This window comes from Natroniella sulfidigena, from assembly GCF_023223645.1.
In the GTDB taxonomy this organism is placed as follows: domain Bacteria; phylum Bacillota; class Halanaerobiia; order Halobacteroidales; family Halobacteroidaceae; genus Natroniella; species Natroniella sulfidigena.
On the sequence record NZ_JALKBY010000017.1, the window covers coordinates 20,872 to 37,677 of the forward strand.

Here is a 16,806-nt window from a genome sequence, read left to right on the forward strand (position 1 = left end):
ATTTAAAAGCTATCTAACAATGCATTAAAATTATATGACATTTTTATACTTTATGCAAATCAGATCTTTAAAAGTCTCCATCTTATCTAATCAAATATTTTGCACACTATATCTATCTTCTATACTTTTTTATTTAACTGTAATAAGATAATGACATACTTAAATACTCTCTTCTGCCTGATTTAAGATCCCAATAATCCCTCTTACTGACGCATAAACAGGAACAGCAAACAAAGCACCTAAAATTCCAAATAGTAACGTCGCAATCAAAATTACAAAAATAATAATCACTGGATGAATATCTAACCTACCACCTTGCAAGATCGGTCTTACTACATTTCCCTCAAATTGCTGAACAATTAACATCAAAAGAGTTACTTTAATTACCAAATCTAAACTGGTAGTTAAAGCAATAAATACTGCTGGTAAAACCCCAATTGCTGGCCCTATAAAAGGAATTACTGAAGCAACTGCCAGTATAATAGATAAACCAATTGCATTAGGCATCCCAATAATTATATATCCCACAAACATAATAGCCCCCGAAACAAGCCCCACCATTAACTGACTTGGAATATAAATTCCAAATACCGAATCAATGACCTGTAAAATCTTTTTGACTAAAGGACGCTTCTGTGGTGGAGCTATCTTTATTATACTCCGGGCCAACTTTTGATCATCTTTTAAAAAGTAGAGGACTAAAAATGGAATCAATAAAATTACTACTGCAAATTGAGTCAAAGAAGCAAAAACTCCAAAATAATCATAATCACTAATTCTATTCACCATATCTTGTACTAAAGAGGTAATCCTTCCTTCTAGATCAAATTCACCTAAAAACCCTAACTCTTCTATCTGTTCAAATGCTTGATTGATTACCCTTCCACTTACCTCATAATCAGAAAGAAAATTAATCAATCTCCTGATCTCAATATAAATTATACTCCCACCAAAATAAGTAATAAAGGCGATTAAAGCTAGCACCCCTACAAAAGTAATTAAAATCGATAATTCTTTATTATCTATCTGTTGGTGCAAAAATTTAACCACTGGTCGCAACATGTAATAGAAGAAACCAGCCAATAAAATAGGTAACAAGACAAGATAAATCATATCTTTTAGAGCATTTGTAAGATTAGGTATCTGTAAGCTCAAAAAGACAATCAACAAAATCATGATTATTCCTGCTGTAACTCGAAAAAACTTATCAGTAAACATTTGACAACCTCCCATCAACAAATAATTTTCTACTACCATCATATATATAAATTAATACTTTTCCCCAATATAACTAATTAACTATTACTTTTAGTTATATTTCTCTAAAACTTCCTAAATTCCTAGCAAAAATCAAAATACATTTTTTACAAATGATAATAAGTAAAAACCAGGCTAAATACCTGGTTTTTATCCGGAAGTAAATTCTTCTATTTTTAGACCTTACTATTTATTAAACAGTTGACTTAACTTCAAATGTCTCCTCAAACTTAAAATTTATTCTGCTTTTCCACTTATAATACTTTGCTATTATCTCTTTAGTATCTTTTGTTATTTGAATCTTTTTGCCACGTTTATAAAAGTCAATGTACCTTACTTCATTTTTAGGTTTAGGATTTCCATTAGCTTTAATTAAGACGACGGTATGACTATTATTAAGACCTTCATGCTCAAATAATACCCTAGCATAATGTGCGATCAAGTCTGTCTCTTCTTTTAGTTCCCTAATTGTAGCACTAAATCTACTCTCGCCTTGCTTTGCTTCTCCCCCAGGCAAACGATATCTATTCTTATTCATAGCAGTTAAGAGTATCCCTCTATCAGTCTCAACAATTGCAGTTCCTCTACGCCGTTTATTCACCATTTTTCCCCCTTTACTCTTAATTTAATAATAGTCAATCAATATAACCAATCCTGTAATTCACGATAATCACTGATATTTTCAAAATCAAATTTCAGTCCATAAAAATAACCATCATCTTTCTGATTTCTCCAAACAACCTCAGCAGATAATTTATTAAATGAAAGACCAATAAAACTTAAATCTAATTCTATCTTATTTGCAGAAATCTTTTTCTCACTAATTAACTTAGCACCAGTAGCACTTAAATTTTCAAGTAAGCCTACTCTTTCTTGAGCAGAAAAGAAATAATTGACCTCTTTGTTAATTTCTATCCTCTCAAAACCCCTTCGCTCAATATGCAATACGAAATTATCCAAATTAGCAAGACAGATAATTTCATCTTCCTCCATTCTTTTATCTGTGATAATAATCGGCAAGTGATAAATACCACTATCAACTCTAAAGGCTAGCACCAGTTTTTTCTCAAGTGTCAATTTTTCTAATAAGCTACTTTTATTCGATAAGAACTTCAAACTCATCCTTTTTTCAGCTAGTATCTCGTTTATTAGCAAAGAATACGATTGACCACCTATCTTTATTTCAATTTCCTTAGTAGATAGTCCATTTTCTTCAAAGAAAGCTTTCAAATCAAGGTCATCAATCAATTTTGTGGCCATTTCTTCCACCTCTATCCTAAAAAAAATTGATCATTAAATTTAAACTACTACATTTTAAATTCTATAAGATATAATATTCTCCTGCAAATTTAGTGAATTTTTTAACATTTATACTACTAAAAAATTATTCTTGCTAATTATCGTTTATGCTATTAATTTCATCTAAAAACCAAAACTCAATCTAAGAGTAGCTGTTGGCCCGTGAGTATTGCTCATTGGCCCACCTCGAACAGCTGAATCAGCAATTTCCCAATTATCACCAAAATCATGGGTCAAGATATATCCTACTCCCAGATCAACTCCAGTGAAAGCTCCAAATTGATAACGCAAATTTAGCCTTGGCTCCAATAAAGCAAACTTCTTTTCTAAGGTAGCAGTATTTGAACTTCCCTCTGCTGTCTTATCAACTATATCTTCAAAACCTTCTACACTATCATGTAATAAATCTAACCTTAAATTACCACCACCCAATAAAGCACCAACAGCAAGATCAAACTTTTCACCAACCCAAACTCCTCTTTCATACACAAATCCACCATAGTTAAGTTCTAAAATTGCTTCATTAGTTGTTCCAGTTTCATCCTTCTTACTTGTACTTGTTCTTCCATGCATACCAAAACCACCAAAACGACTACCATTTCTAATTCCAATACTTCCACCACCACCGATTAAGACTATATAATCATCAAACTGACCAAAATCATTGTCAATTATTTCATTTAAGTCACTTAAATCAAGCCCTACAACTCCCAACTGTGGCCCACCACCAATACGAAAACCTCCAGAATCAGAAAATTGAGAAGTAATCTTCTCTACCCTTTCTTCCTCTAGTTCCACACTTTTTACATCTTCTTCAGCACCAACAATAGTACTAGTTAAAATAGCTGTCAATAACATTATAATAATTAATAGCTTCTTCATACTTCCTACCTCCTTCTATAATTTAGACTTATTTCGCTTTATAGTAAAATTATACTAATAATTTTTAAGATTGTCACTCCTATCCCTTTATATCAGTTGACAGTGAACAGTTGACGGTTGACAGTTAAAACCATTTAAAACTTAAACCCAAAACCAATCTAAAGCTATAATTTTAAGGCTTTTTATAGCTCTTAAGATTTTAAGATTTTGATCTTAACTGTAAACTGTAAACCGTAAACTGTCAACTCAATATTGTAATAAAGTCCTATTCTATGGTATCGTAATTGAAGTATAAAAATCACCTTTTTAGCAAAAAATTATTAGTAAAACAGCTAAAAATTTAAACTAGGAGCTGATTGAGATTATTACCGATAAATCAATTAAAGAACTGGCTGAATTAATCGGTTCTACTGAAGAAACAATTCCCGGTGGCGGGCCAACAATTGCCATTACAGCCTTACTGGCAGTCCAATTACTAAAACTGACTTATAATATTAGTGATATCAAAAATTATCAAGAACAAAAGTTGGCCCTTGATCAATTAGAAACTACTTTATTACAAGCAGTTGATAATGATGTAGAAGCTTTCTTAGAAAATAATGAAAACCACTTTACAGACCAAGAACAATTACAAGAAATTATCGACATCCCCTTAAGTATAGTTGATAGTGCACTTACAACTTTAAAGATAGCTCAACAGATCAAACCTCAAATCAGCCCCACAGTCAAAGCTGATCATCAAGTAGCCATCTTCAACCTAATAACTAGCTGCAAAGGCGGAATCAGCATCATAGAATCTAATTATCACTTCTTCCCTGCAGAAAATGAATATCTAACAGAGGTTAAAAAACAAGTAACAGACTTTAAAAAACGACTGAACAACTATGAAAATACTGGTTGTTGATTGAATAAAAATTTAACTCTAACTACTTCTTTAACCTCAAATAGGGTAAGCACTGATCAGTGCTTACCCTATTAATTATATTTTTTTAGTTTCGGTTTTACTTAGACTTAAACTCAGACTTAGCCTAAAGTGGGCAATTGCCCACTTTATTCTTAATCTAATATTTCTGCCTCTTCAGGATTAGAAGCTGTTGCTAACTTCTTTTCTTCAGCAGAAGCAGTCTTTTCCGTCTGATCAAGCTCGACCTCCCGATACAACTTATAACCCCCACTTAAATTCTTAACTTGCTTAAACCCTCGTTGCATCAAAATCCTACTGGCTAAATAACCCCGCAGTCCAACAGCACAATAGATTACTACTTCTCGCTCCCGATCAAGTTCATCTAATCTATCTCGTAAACTATTAAGTGAAATATTGATTGCTCCTTCTAAAGCTCCAAACTTCAACTCAACCTCTCTTCGAACATCTAACAATATAACATCTTCTCCTAATTCATCAACTTGATCCCACTGTATTACCTCAACATCCCCATTGACAATATTCCCTGCTACATAACCTGCCATATTGACTGGATCCTTCGCCGAACCAAACGGAGGAGCATAAGCTAACTCCAATTCTTGTAAATCATAAACTGTCTTTTGATACCTTAATGCAGTCGCTAACACATCAATTCGCTTATCAACACCCCGTTGGCCAACAATTTGAGCTCCAAGCAACTTTCCTTCAGTCGGAGTAAAGAGTAATTTAATCGTCATTGAAGTAGCATTAGGATAATAACCAGCATGGCTCTTAGAATTAGTATAAGATACCTGATAATCAATCCCAGCTTCTGTAAGTCTTTGTTCATTACTTCCCGTCGTAGCTACCGTCAAATCAAAGACCTTAAGTACTGAAGTTCCTTGTGTCCCTTTATATTCCTCAGTTCTTCCAGCAATATTATTAGCAACAATCCTACCTTGCTTATTGGCCGGCCCAGCTAATGGAATATGAGCTGGTTTCTTAGTAACATAATCTTCTACTTCAATCACATCACCAATAGCATAAATATTTTGATCAGAAGTCTGTAAATAACTATCAACCTTAATTCCTCCTGTTACTCCCAACTCCAAACCAGCCTGCTCAGCCAACTCAACACTTGGACTAACTCCAATTGCTAATAAGACTAAATCTGCTTCTAATTCTCGCTCACTATCTAATTTAACTCTAGTCTTATCTTCTTGCTTGCTAAATTCTGTTACACCATCATTTAAGTACAACTTAACCCCTTGTTCTCGTAAGTGATTATGTACTATGGCAGCCATTTCATAATCTAGAGGACCCATTACCTGCTCGCCTCGTTCAACAACAGCAACATCAACTCCTCGTTCAACTAAATTTTCTGCCATTTCTAATCCAATAAACCCTCCACCAACCACTACTGCCTGCTCAGGCTGATTTTGATCAACAAACTCTTTAATCTGATCAGTGTCAGGAATACTCCGTAGACTGAAGATGTTTTCTCCCTCAATTCCAGGAATCGGAGGTCTAATTGGATCAGCTCCTGGGGCCAACAATAAATAATCATAATCTTCATTATAAGTCTCATTTGCAACTAAATTTTTGACCTTGATCTGTTGTTCTTGAGAATCAATTTCAACTACTTCCTGCTTAACTCGAACCTCAAGGTTGAATCTATCCTCCATTGCCTCTGGAGTCTGAATTAATAGATCACTCCGTTCCTCAATTACCTCACCTATATGATACGGCAGGCCACAATTAGCAAATGAAATATAGTCCCCTTTTTCAAAAAGAATTATTTCAGCTTCTTCATCAACTCGACGCAAACGAGCAGCCGCGCTAGCTCCTCCAGCTACTCCCCCTACAATCAAAACTTTTTTACTCATCATATCGCCTCCCTTTTTAATTTTACACTAATCTAACTACTACTAGTATAAACATCACAATCAAGATTAATCAAATTATTTAAAATAACTCTTTCTAATAAACAATAATCAATACCACCCCTATACCCCTCGGGAGTATATTAATTATAAGACTTTTCCCTCTTATTGTCAAGCAAAGTGTTGAACTAGTTTTGTAATAAATTTATGATCTGTTAAAATTATGATAAATATCACAAAATAAGCAGGGATTTTACTGATAGTTATTTAATTTATAGTATTAGTTAAAACTATATCTATTGTGAGGTGCTAGTAAATTGAATTTAAAACAATTATTAAAAGATAATTTTAGGCAGGAAGGAATAAATTTTGCAGAAAATTATATAGAGATTTTAAATAATTCTCATGATATTATAATTTATCTAAATTTAGATTATAAGATAGTCTGGGCCAACAAAGCAGCTCTAAAAGAGTTAGCTAAAACTCCTGATGAAATAGTAGGACATTACTGTTATCAAGCAATTCATAACCGTAATCAAATCTGTAAAGATTGTATCGCAAAAATGACCGAACAGACAGGAAAAGTTGAAGAAGATGAAGTTGTGCTTTCTAATGGAAATAAATATCTGATTCGAACATATCCCTTGAAAAATAATCAGCAAAAGTTAGCAGGAATTATTATTTCTGCTTTGAACATAACTAAGCGTAAGGTGTTAAAAGAAGAACTTGAACAGAGTAAATTAAAGACAAAAATCTTTGCTAATCTTTCCCATGAATTTAAAACACCACTCAACTTAACATATTGTAACACGCAGATGTTAGAAGCAAAACTTAAAGAAAATGAAAATTTTGCTAACTACAATAGATATCTCAATATTATCAAGCAGAATAATAGCCGCTTATTAAAGCTGATTACTAATTTAATTGACATCACTAAAATAAACTCTGGAGCTTACAAATTAAGCTTACAAAATCTTGACCTAGTAGATCTGATCAAACAAATAGTCTCTTCTATTGAAGAGTATGCTACAAATAAGAAGAGGAACTTAGAATTCAAATCAGAAATAAAGAGTAAAATAATTGCCTGCGATCCTTTAAATCTAGAAAGAATCATCTTAAACTTACTCTCTAACGCTATCAAATTTACAGATTCAAATGATGCCATAACAGTAAATATCCAAGACAAAAATAGCAAGGTTCTTATTTCCGTAAAAGACACTGGAATTGGCATTCCCAAAGATAAACAACAGATTATCTTCAACCGCTTTGGTCAAGTAGATAAATCATTTACAAGAAATAGTGAAGGCAGTGGTATAGGTCTCTCTCTTGTTAAATCACTCGTCGAAATTCATGGAGGAGAGATCTATTTTGAAAGTGAATACGGCATAGGTAGTGAATTTATTGTAGAACTTCCAGTAAAAAGATTAGCAGAAAATAATCAAAAAGAATTAGAAAACAATCATAAACACTCTTTTAACAAAGCAGATATAGAATTATCAGATATCTACTTTTAAAGAGAAGAATCCTTACTCTTGCCGATTCTTCCTCTGCTCTGCCCTCAAGTCCAGATATCTCTCCTTGGCCATCTGTTTATGAACATGCTTTGTTTTAGGATTATGTACCAGCTTACCCAATACTGATATAGCTTCTTTAATCTCACCATGTCGATAACATAACATAGCCAGTAACAAGGCCAACTTGTCCTCCTGATCAGACCCTTGCTGATTAGAAGAACTAAAATAAAAATCACGTAAATTCTCCATTGCTCTAAATGAAGCAGCAGAGGAGAGTTTCTCTTCTTCTAAATCTTCATAAATCCAGCTCAATCTTAACCATATATAAGCAAAATTATCCTTAGAAGCATCAATCAATTTATAAAGCTGCAAACTCACATAATAAGCATTAAAAACTTCTGTCAACTGGCGTGGTTGACTATAACCTACTTGATAATCATCTCCAAATAATTGTTGAATCTTAGCTTTGAATTCAGCTCTGATCTTACTCTTTTGCTCAGGCTCCAAATCAAAATAACTAGCTTTACGGGCTGTATAAAAACATTCTGGACAACACCATATTTTATACCACTCCGGTTTGAAATTTTTATAGATTGGTCGAAGATCATCTCTGATCTCTTGTAGTCGCAAACGAGATTGGCGAACCTTCTTCACCTCAATTTTAGCATTACAGACTGGACATTCTATCTCTTTACTATACAGATAATGATCAAAATTATCCTCAGTAATCTCAGAATAATCTCCATGTCCAGAAAGGTAAAGATCAATTCCCTCTTCAGCTTTAGCTGTCTGTTTTTGAACCTTCTCTTTTTCATCTGATCCTAAAACTTCAGTCAGTTCTGGCAAATCTATTACTGGCTTTTGAAGAATTTGAATTCGCTTACAAAGGCCAGTGATTAATTTTTGATTTAAGACAGGTTGTTTCTGCATCAATTCTTTCATCTCTTCAGCAGTAAATACAACTACTAAAGTATCCTGATAGGCAGTTGCTCGAGAGCTTCGTGTCCCCTCTTCTAACAAAGCTAACTCACCAAAGATATGCCCGGCTGTAAACCTAGTTACTTCTTCTTCCTGTCCATCTTTATTCTTAGTAAATAACCGAACTAAACCTTTGATAACCAGATAAATCTCTACTGCAGCTTCTCCATAACTGAAGATATCTTCACCTGCAGTTATCTGCCGACGAGTACGCTCCCCTAATGAAGTATTGATTGAATCTGCCATCTAACTATCGCTCCTTTCAAAATCATACCTTATAAATCATTTCAATCTATTATACCATAAAAATCCAAGCAATTTAAATTTATGCTTGTAGATTGAATTTTTTGAAAATAATGAATGTTTTAAATAAGCAGGATTTTTAATCACTTAAGCTTAAATTATAGATAGTTAAAGGATTATAAAATTATTCTCAGTTAAAATAAATATTGTAAATTAAGGAATATGATTGTTTGACAGCTCTTGATTATTGAGTCTTTAGATTTTTTGCTTTTGATACTTTAAATTTAATTGTGAATCGTTTTTATTACGAAAAGAAAGTTTGATAAAACTTGTAGATAGAATCGAAAGGCTATGCCTTAAACTGAGAGCATTATATAACTGTTGTGGGGTGTTGACAAAATGGATTTAAAAGAATTATTAAAAGAAGTTTTACATCAAGAAGGAGTAAATTTTGAAGATAATTATTTGGATATCTTAAATAATTCTCAAGATATAATAGTCTATCAAGACTTAGATTATAAAATAGTCTGGGCCAACAAAAGAGCTCTAAAGGAGTTTAGTAAACTAAGTAGCGAAGTGATAGGCCACCACTGTTACCAAGTAGTTAAAAACCGTGATCAAATCTGTGAAGAATGTATGGTCAAGAAGGTTGAAGAAACAGGAAAAGTTCAAGAAGCAGAAATACATAATCCCAATGGGAATAAGTATCTGTCCCGAGCATATCCTATCAAAAATGAGCAGGATGAATTAACAGGAGTTATTAAATCCTCTTTAAATATAACTGAGCGGAAAATTTTAAAAGAACAGCTTGAAGAAAGTAAGCTGAAGACAAAGATATTTGCTAATCTTTCCCATGAATTTAAGACGCCATTAAATCTGACCTCCTGTGGAGTACAGATGCTAGAAACAAAACTTAAATCTAACAATATCTTTGCTGAATACGAGAAATATATTGATATTATCAAACAGAACAATAAGCGCTTGTTACAGTTAATTACTAATCTAATTGACATTACTAAAATAGATTCTGGGGCTTATGAATTGAATTTACAAAATCATGACCTAGTAGACCTGATCGAAAAGATAGTCTCTTCCGTTAAAGAATATGCTACAAGCAAAGAGATAAAATTGCAATTTAAATCAGAAATAGAGAGTAAAATAATTGCCTGTGATCCTTTCAATCTAGAAAGAATCATCTTAAACTTACTCTCAAATGCCATCAAATTTACCGATGCAGGTGATCAAATAGAGGTCACTATCCGTGATAAAGATTCTAAGACCCTTATTTCAGTAAAAGATACTGGTGTTGGTATTCCTAAAGATAAGCAAAAGAACATCTTCAACCGCTTTGGACAAGCAGATAAATCTCAGGCAAGAAATAGTGCAGGAAGCGGCATCGGTCTCTCCCTCGTTAAGCTACTTGTCGAAATGCATGGTGGTGAGATCTATTTGGAGGGTGAGTATGGGGTAGGTAGTGAATTTATTGTAGAACTTCCCGCAGAGAAATTAAAAAAAGAAAATAATCAAAAAGAACTAGAAAAGGATCATGAATCTCTTTTAAATAAGGCCAATATGGATATCGCAGATATATATTTCTAAAAAGATTTAAAAAAGAGAAAAACCGTGTTATAATTAAATTGAGCTATTTAAAAATGAATAAAAGGAGGAACTACTTATGCATAAAATGAAGACCTTTATGCTAATGTTTGCACTATTTATTGTATTCATCTTTCTCGGTGGAGCTATTGCAGGAGAAGATGGGATGGTCATGGCCTTTATCTTTGCCTTAGGAATCAATTTCTTAAGTTATTGGCATAGTGACAAGATCGCCATCAAGATGACCAAAGCAAAACCATTGAGTGAACAAGAAGCACCAGAGATTCATGATATGGTGCGACGACTGAGTAATAAGGCTCGCATTCCAATGCCGAAAATTTATATTACTCCATCTAGCCAACCCAATGCTTTCGCTACAGGTAGAAATCCAGCTAATGGTGTGGTAGCAGTAACCAGAGGGATTGTCAATCTCTTAAATAGAGATGAATTAGAAGGGGTTATTGCCCATGAGTTGGCCCATATCAAAAATCGTGATACCCTAATCAGTACCATTGCTGCAGTAATGGCTGGAGCTTTGGCGTTTTTGGCCCGGATGGGAAGGTATCGCATGATCTTTGGCAGACGCCGTCGTAATAATGATGGAGGAGCTTTATTACAGATTGCAGCTATGATCTTGGCCCCATTGGCAGCAGTCATTATCAAAATGGCTATCTCTCGCTCCCGAGAATATTTAGCAGATCAAGAAGGAGCACGAATAGCAGGCAAACCCGATGGACTAGCCAACGCTTTACAGAAGATGCAACGCCATGTCCATGGTAAGCAGATGAAGGTCAATGAGGCCACATCTCATATGTTCATCTTAAATCCTTTCTCTGGTCGAGGAGGAATGACTAAATTATTTAGCAGTCATCCCCCAACCGAGGAAAGAATTCAAAAATTAAGAACTATGAGATAGAATAAAGTTGCCCAATGGCAACTTTAGATTAAGTATAAATCTCAGTTTAAGTCTAAGATTGAGCTTAAGTAAAATCAACAAATACAAACTAGTAAAAGTTATCTACAACCTCTAAAAACATAATTTCCTTAATGATAAAAAACACTAAGATTAAAACTTAAGTTTTAATCTTAGTGTTTTTTTAGTAAATCAAACTTTTAAAATTCTTCTACTAACTTTTCAGCTAGCCGATCCATATAACGGGTTATCTCATTTGAACCTATTCCTTCAGCAAATTCATACTCATATTCAATCTCCTCTAAGACACTATTATCTTCAACATCTATAATCTCCAATTCAAATTCTAAAGTAACTTGATCGGAGCTGGCATCAAGATCTGTAAGTTGGCCCATGATAATTTCTTGAGCACCTACCAGATTGGCTATATCTAAGCCAAGGGTTCTGTCTCGATTATCACTTAAGGCCTGACCTTGTTCATCCATTATCTGTTGGACATTCTTACGATCGATCATATAGAATTCATCAGTAATCTTAGCTTCTAAACGAGACTGTAAAGCATTGATAAATGTTCTCTCTAAACCAGATTGACCGGTTCGATTAAGCACAAAAATCAAGGCTCTTAAAGGTATATCTCCTTCAACTTTAGCTTGGGCTCGATGATAGCGATCTGCTAAATCTTGATAGTTAGGATCGACATTATAAGCTTCTTGATACTCCAAATATGCCTCTTCCCAATTACCTTGTACTTCAAAGCTATGTCCTCTGCGATAATGGACTGCTACCAAATCCTGTTCCATCTCATCTAATCTATTTTGAGCTCTAAAAGCAGTAGGATGGTATTTTAAAGCTAATTGATAGTACTTTCGAGCTTCTTCAAATTGTTCTGCTTCTTTAGCTTCATCCCCTAACTCAACATACATTGCTTCTGCTTCAACCCTAGCTTTTTCTAAACGGACTTTAGTATCTTCATAATCATCGACATATTCTAAAGCTGCTTCGTAAGCCTCTACAGCTTGGCCCCACTCTCCTCTACTAGCATAGGCTTGAGCTTCATCATATAAATCTCCTGCCTTAGATCTTCTATAATACCGTCTTCCAAAATAGAACAAGCCACCGACTACTACTAATGCACTTCCAACCTTAATGGCAGTATCAGAGTCAGAGCTACCATTATCATTATTAGAATTACTAGCTAATGCAGGTGCTGTAGTACTAAAGATCAATACGAATATTAAACAAAAGATAATCTGTTTTTTCATCTTCTAATTCCTCCTATCAATTCTTCAATTTACAATGTACAATCAAATCCAAAAAATAAGATAAAAACCAACTCCTAAGTATACTTAATCTTGGTTGTTATTTTTTGCTTTTACTAATTACTAATTACCAATTACTAGTTACTAATCGATAATAAAGACAACTGCTCTTCGCTCAACAATCCCATGTTCCTTATCTAAATCTCTAAATAATCTAGCATTATCAGAATCTAAAATCAGATCAGTTGGTGCCTCACCAGAACGATTTATTACACTAGCTGCTTCAATTATCAATGGATTGTCTCCCACTCTATCGATCCCCATAATCCCCTCTTCACTGCGAGAATAAGCAACTAAAGAAGATACATTATCTGGATTGTCAGCACTTACTTCTGTTGGCCCGTAAAGACTATAACCTTGGCTATCAAAAATTTGAGGATATAAAGCAGTTGCTACATCAAAGCCACGAGTATCTATAACTACCGAAGTATATTCGATCCCCCGTTCCACCTCTTCTTCTATTTCTATTTCCTCTCTAGGAGGAACTTCACGCCTTGGCTGATCAAGATGTTCTTCAACATCATCAATCCTATCTTGTGAATCTTCTCGAGCATCATCCTCTAAATAATAAGCTAAACCTTCTCTACCATCTAACGGTAACTCCATTGTTACTGTACTGATCTTCATATCTGGATCATATTCAGAATCGACAAATAAAGCACCTTCTATAAAACCACGTACTTGGGTCTCTACACGATCAGATGTTGCTATCATATCTTCCATAGTAGTCTGACTGTTAACCCTAACTCCATCAATAAACTCAGCAGCATTTCGGTAAGCATCAACTCTAGCAGCTCGCTGAGCCATTAACTTAGCTTGGCCCCCAATATGATGTTCAGCAGCCACACCTTGACCTTGAACTACAACAACCCCTCTCTCCCAATCAACTTCAGCAGTCTCTTCTTCAACACCAAAAGCTCCTGCCTCAAGATTGATCAATAATAATAAAGAAAGAATTAATACAGGTATATAAATCGCTTTTTTTAAATTCATTATCATTAACTCCCTTCAATTAGATGACAGTGTACAGTTTACGGTTTACAGTTGATAGTTGATAGTTGATAGAAAAAATCTAAGATCTGATTTTTTCATCACGAAGGGTTCAAAGAACCCGAAGGAAAATCATTTAAAGACCAAAATCAAGAACATCATAATCCTATAATCATAATAATTTTCAGCCTTCGTAATCTTTTTAGGTTTTGATCTTTAATTGTAAATTGTACATTGTCAACTGTACATTATATTACTCCTTACTTAAATTAATCTGACTACCAGAAACTCCAGTCACCTCAAGTGAAAACTCACTTTCATTTGCAATTTCTCTAGACAGCTGCATAGGCAGAATACTAGTATTTAGATCAAATCTGGCTGAACCTCCTGAAAAATCCCTTAAATAGACAGCATCAACAAAGCTCATCTCCTTTAATTCAGCTTCAAAATCATCAACATCTGAAAAGCTAATCCCACTAATAGTTAGTTGAACACTTCGTTCACCATCTGAGATAGCCTCAGAAACTACATCCAATAAGTACTCACCCATCTTGGCCCCTGCATTGGCCAATGAGTCTCTAGCAGCAGCAGTCTCTGTGATATCGATCCCACTCTCACTGACACCATGTGAGGCAACTAGCTCAGCTGTATCAGTCTCAACAACCTCAGTACTCAATGTAGCTCGATAGGAGTAAAAACCTTGCCTCTCTTCTACAAACTGACTAGTAGCTTCTCCAATCACCAACAGATCAGCATCATACTCTGCTCTCAACTCACGAAAAGCATCTGCATCACCAGCTAATGCCCGTCGGACTCCTTCACTATTTCGAGCTTGATCTACCTGGTTTTGATCGATCAATCTAAACCCAGCATCTAACAGTTGCCGAGTAATCTCTCTCTCTGCTGCAGGAGTTGAAATAGCTCTAGCACTATTCCACCTTCTTCTAATATACTCTTCACCAGGGATAACAACCATAACCCTTGGATCTCCTGCCCGATGAATAACCAGATCTAAAGCATCTAAATCATCTTCTAAAAGTTCTTCTTGTACCAAAGCTCTTATTTTTACATAAAAGACACCATCTTGATTCCAAGTATCTAAAACCTCATAATCAGCTACATAACCTTGTGCTTGGCTGAAAATAGAGTCCTCAATTAACTCATAATTATTAGTTTTGGTCTGACTATCTATAAAAACACCGACTCCTTTTTCTACTGCATTGCGAAAAGCATCCGTAGTTGCCATATCTCTAGCTTGGACTAGATTTCCAGCACTTATATTGGCCCTTCCTTCTACCTCTACATAGTTACCTTCTTGAGCAAAGGCTATTGGAGAAGAGAATAAAACTATAATCAAAGCCAGTAAGACAGCTCTTTTATTAATTCGCATTAAACTCACTTCTCTTTCAATCAAATTGTTTTTTATTGATATTAAGTTTAAGGCTAAGTCTAAGTTTAAGTAAAACCTAAGCCCTTATGCTTTTAACGGTTGGCTTAGACTTACCTTCGGGTTTATAAAAACCCTTCGTAATAAAAACCATTTCCTCAACCTTAGACTTAAGCTATTTTGTAATTAAGCTTCACTTTTCTCAATTAAAAGATATTCATCGGTATAGTAGCAATAATATTAAATCCTATTCCACTCAAATCAATCTCAGAATGAATACCTTCATCAACACTATTACCTGAGTCTGTATCCTCCCAATTATCAATAGTTGAACCTAACTGACCTTGCAGACCTGCTCTAATTCTAAAGCCCTGATCATAATCAGAATAATACTTTATTCCTGTTCCTAGATTGCCATAAAAGCCTGAGTCAGAAGCTGTTCCACTAGCCCCCATATGATTATCATCATGATCTTGCCTAGCAACATTAAAGCCAGCTCCAGCACTACCTAGTAGATAAAGCCTACCTGGAGTTAAAGCTTTCTCATAAACTCCTTCTACACCTATATCAAACATAGTTACATCATTTGCTCTACCACCAGAAAGAATTACATTCATTTCAGATTCAAAAGCCCGCTCCATAACTCCCCTAAATTCAAACATAGGCATCATTTTAGACTCCCCATCAAATGAGTAATTTCTAGCACTAAAACCGATCGCAGTCATTGTCTGACGATCATATGGAACCTCTTTAACTGTATCATTCTCCTCAATCGGCTCTTCTTGCCACAAAATCTTGGCCCGCGAATCATCAGAAATTACCTGTTCTACCTCGATCATTCCTACCTTCCTACCAAAGCCTGCTTCATCTTGACGCATAACATAATAACGATGACCAGTTCGAATTCCCATCTCTGCTCCACCAAGTAGATCTACATTATCTCTACTGACATTAGTCACAAAAGAAGTAATCGCAAACGCCTCACGAATTGGATTGCTTAAATCACTAATTGCTGCTTCTAAAGCCTCATTTCTGGCTTCAGTCCTATTATCTTCCGAAGAGGAACTCCCTTCACTTTGAAAAGACTGTAATACAGTCCCTGTCTCTACATCGATCAATTGGACAGTAACCCTAGCTTCACCATCATAATCACTCCAAGACCCGCTAGTAGTCAATCGATCAATATTTCCTACAAAGATTCGCTCGACTCCTAATACATTCCCAGCATCTCCTGCTGTATCACCATCTACGAAGCCGGACTTTTGAAAATGTTGTTCATCTAAAATACGATCAATCTCATTTCTAGAAATAACATCTACCCTATCTAAATCAATTAAAATTTGAGTTAGATAATTGGCTGCTGCTTGCTGATATTGGCTACTTCCTTCCCCTCCAAACTCCAAAACTGCAACACCATCTTCTGCAAATCCGGGAGTAGAAATAACAGATACAATTAATATAGCTAATAAAATAGTAATTAAACTACGCATTTTCCCCCAAAAATAATCTCCTAAAAATTTATTTCTTACTTCTTGATTCATTCTAAACCCCTCCTAGAAATATGTAAATCATACTATTAAGTATTCAATTCAATAAAACCACTTAAAACCCTTTATAAACCCAATTTTATTCTCAGGTTACATA

General features: G+C 34.7%; 14 protein-coding genes. 4 read left to right on the plus strand and 10 right to left on the minus strand.

Annotated features, from left to right (window positions below; translation table 11 throughout):
• Positions 1-159: 159 nt before the first annotated feature.
• The 4 genes from MWH28_RS10870 to MWH28_RS10885 form a co-directional block, all read right to left on the minus strand.
• Complete coding sequence (locus MWH28_RS10870) at positions 160-1,218, minus strand: AI-2E family transporter (protein WP_248619404.1); 1,059 nt, start codon at positions 1,216-1,218, stop codon at positions 160-162.
• Between the two features lie 232 nt (positions 1,219-1,450).
• Positions 1,451-1,858, minus strand: coding sequence for an NUDIX domain-containing protein (locus MWH28_RS10875; RefSeq protein ID WP_248619405.1), 408 nt, complete (start codon positions 1,856-1,858; stop codon positions 1,451-1,453).
• A gap of 38 nt (positions 1,859-1,896) precedes the next feature.
• On the minus strand, positions 1,897-2,517 hold the full coding sequence (locus tag MWH28_RS10880) for a PilZ domain-containing protein (RefSeq protein WP_248619406.1): 621 nt from the start codon (positions 2,515-2,517) through the stop codon (positions 1,897-1,899).
• 162 nt (positions 2,518-2,679) lie between these two features.
• Positions 2,680-3,438: a hypothetical protein gene (locus MWH28_RS10885; RefSeq protein ID WP_248619407.1), complete on the minus strand. Its 759-nt coding sequence runs from the start codon at positions 3,436-3,438 to the stop codon at positions 2,680-2,682.
• Positions 3,439-3,826: 388 nt separating this feature from the next.
• Between MWH28_RS10885 and MWH28_RS10890 the strand changes: the two genes are divergently transcribed.
• Positions 3,827-4,342 (plus strand): cyclodeaminase/cyclohydrolase family protein, encoded by a 516-nt coding sequence (locus tag MWH28_RS10890; RefSeq protein ID WP_282580215.1) that lies wholly within the window; start codon positions 3,827-3,829, stop codon positions 4,340-4,342.
• A gap of 152 nt (positions 4,343-4,494) precedes the next feature.
• Here the strand turns inward: MWH28_RS10890 and MWH28_RS10895 are convergent, their stop codons facing one another.
• A complete protein-coding gene (locus MWH28_RS10895) occupies positions 4,495-6,225 on the minus strand; it encodes a CoA-disulfide reductase (RefSeq protein WP_248619408.1) in 1,731 nt (576 codons plus the stop codon).
• A 314-nt stretch (positions 6,226-6,539) separates the two neighbouring features.
• On the opposite strand from MWH28_RS10895, the gene MWH28_RS10900 reads away from it, so the two are divergent.
• Positions 6,540-7,736 (plus strand): sensor histidine kinase, encoded by a 1,197-nt coding sequence (locus MWH28_RS10900; RefSeq protein WP_248619409.1) that lies wholly within the window; start codon positions 6,540-6,542, stop codon positions 7,734-7,736.
• A gap of 12 nt (positions 7,737-7,748) precedes the next feature.
• Here the strand turns inward: MWH28_RS10900 and MWH28_RS10905 are convergent, their stop codons facing one another.
• Positions 7,749-8,960 (minus strand): DUF2225 domain-containing protein, encoded by a 1,212-nt coding sequence (locus MWH28_RS10905; protein ID WP_248619410.1) that lies wholly within the window; start codon positions 8,958-8,960, stop codon positions 7,749-7,751.
• Positions 8,961-9,356: 396 nt separating this feature from the next.
• Between MWH28_RS10905 and MWH28_RS10910 the strand changes: the two genes are divergently transcribed.
• Positions 9,357-10,556 carry a PAS domain-containing sensor histidine kinase gene (locus MWH28_RS10910; protein WP_248619411.1) on the plus strand — a complete coding sequence of 400 codons (1,200 nt, stop codon included), beginning with the start codon at positions 9,357-9,359 and terminating at the stop codon, positions 10,554-10,556.
• Positions 10,557-10,632: 76 nt separating this feature from the next.
• Positions 10,633-11,469, plus strand: coding sequence for a zinc metalloprotease HtpX (locus tag MWH28_RS10915; protein WP_248619412.1), 837 nt, complete (start codon positions 10,633-10,635; stop codon positions 11,467-11,469).
• A gap of 197 nt (positions 11,470-11,666) precedes the next feature.
• Here MWH28_RS10915 and MWH28_RS10920 read toward each other — a convergent pair whose 3' ends face one another.
• The 4 genes from MWH28_RS10920 to MWH28_RS10935 form a co-directional block, all read right to left on the minus strand.
• Positions 11,667-12,728 carry a tetratricopeptide repeat protein gene (locus MWH28_RS10920; protein WP_248619413.1) on the minus strand — a complete coding sequence of 354 codons (1,062 nt, stop codon included), beginning with the start codon at positions 12,726-12,728 and terminating at the stop codon, positions 11,667-11,669.
• A 141-nt stretch (positions 12,729-12,869) separates the two neighbouring features.
• Positions 12,870-13,778 (minus strand): LPP20 family lipoprotein, encoded by a 909-nt coding sequence (locus MWH28_RS10925; RefSeq protein WP_248619414.1) that lies wholly within the window; start codon positions 13,776-13,778, stop codon positions 12,870-12,872.
• A 250-nt stretch (positions 13,779-14,028) separates the two neighbouring features.
• A complete protein-coding gene (locus tag MWH28_RS10930) occupies positions 14,029-15,165 on the minus strand; it encodes a flagellar assembly protein T N-terminal domain-containing protein (protein ID WP_248619415.1) in 1,137 nt (378 codons plus the stop codon).
• A 203-nt stretch (positions 15,166-15,368) separates the two neighbouring features.
• A complete protein-coding gene (locus MWH28_RS10935; RefSeq protein ID WP_248619416.1) occupies positions 15,369-16,703 on the minus strand; it encodes a CsgG/HfaB family protein in 1,335 nt (444 codons plus the stop codon).
• Positions 16,704-16,806 lie beyond the last annotated feature (103 nt).

Bases quoted from the DNA above. Each gene is read 5' to 3' on its own strand.
- MWH28_RS10935 (WP_248619416.1), bottom strand. From the start codon at position 16,703: ATGAATCAAGAAGTAAGAAATAAATTTTTAGGAGATTATTTTTGGGGG.
- MWH28_RS10895 (WP_248619408.1), bottom strand. From the start codon at position 6,225: ATGAGTAAAAAAGTTTTGATTGTAGGGGGAGTAGCTGGAGGAGCTAGC.
- MWH28_RS10930 (WP_248619415.1), bottom strand. From the start codon at position 15,165: ATGCGAATTAATAAAAGAGCTGTCTTACTGGCTTTGATTATAGTTTTA.
- MWH28_RS10870 (WP_248619404.1), bottom strand. From the start codon at position 1,218: ATGTTTACTGATAAGTTTTTTCGAGTTACAGCAGGAATAATCATGATT.
- MWH28_RS10920 (WP_248619413.1), bottom strand. From the start codon at position 12,728: ATGAAAAAACAGATTATCTTTTGTTTAATATTCGTATTGATCTTTAGT.
- MWH28_RS10925 (WP_248619414.1), bottom strand. From the start codon at position 13,778: ATGAATTTAAAAAAAGCGATTTATATACCTGTATTAATTCTTTCTTTA.
- MWH28_RS10905 (WP_248619410.1), bottom strand. From the start codon at position 8,960: ATGGCAGATTCAATCAATACTTCATTAGGGGAGCGTACTCGTCGGCAG.
- MWH28_RS10915 (WP_248619412.1), top strand. From the start codon at position 10,633: ATGCATAAAATGAAGACCTTTATGCTAATGTTTGCACTATTTATTGTA.
- MWH28_RS10910 (WP_248619411.1), top strand. From the start codon at position 9,357: ATGGATTTAAAAGAATTATTAAAAGAAGTTTTACATCAAGAAGGAGTA.
- MWH28_RS10880 (WP_248619406.1), bottom strand. From the start codon at position 2,517: ATGGCCACAAAATTGATTGATGACCTTGATTTGAAAGCTTTCTTTGAA.
- MWH28_RS10885 (WP_248619407.1), bottom strand. From the start codon at position 3,438: ATGAAGAAGCTATTAATTATTATAATGTTATTGACAGCTATTTTAACT.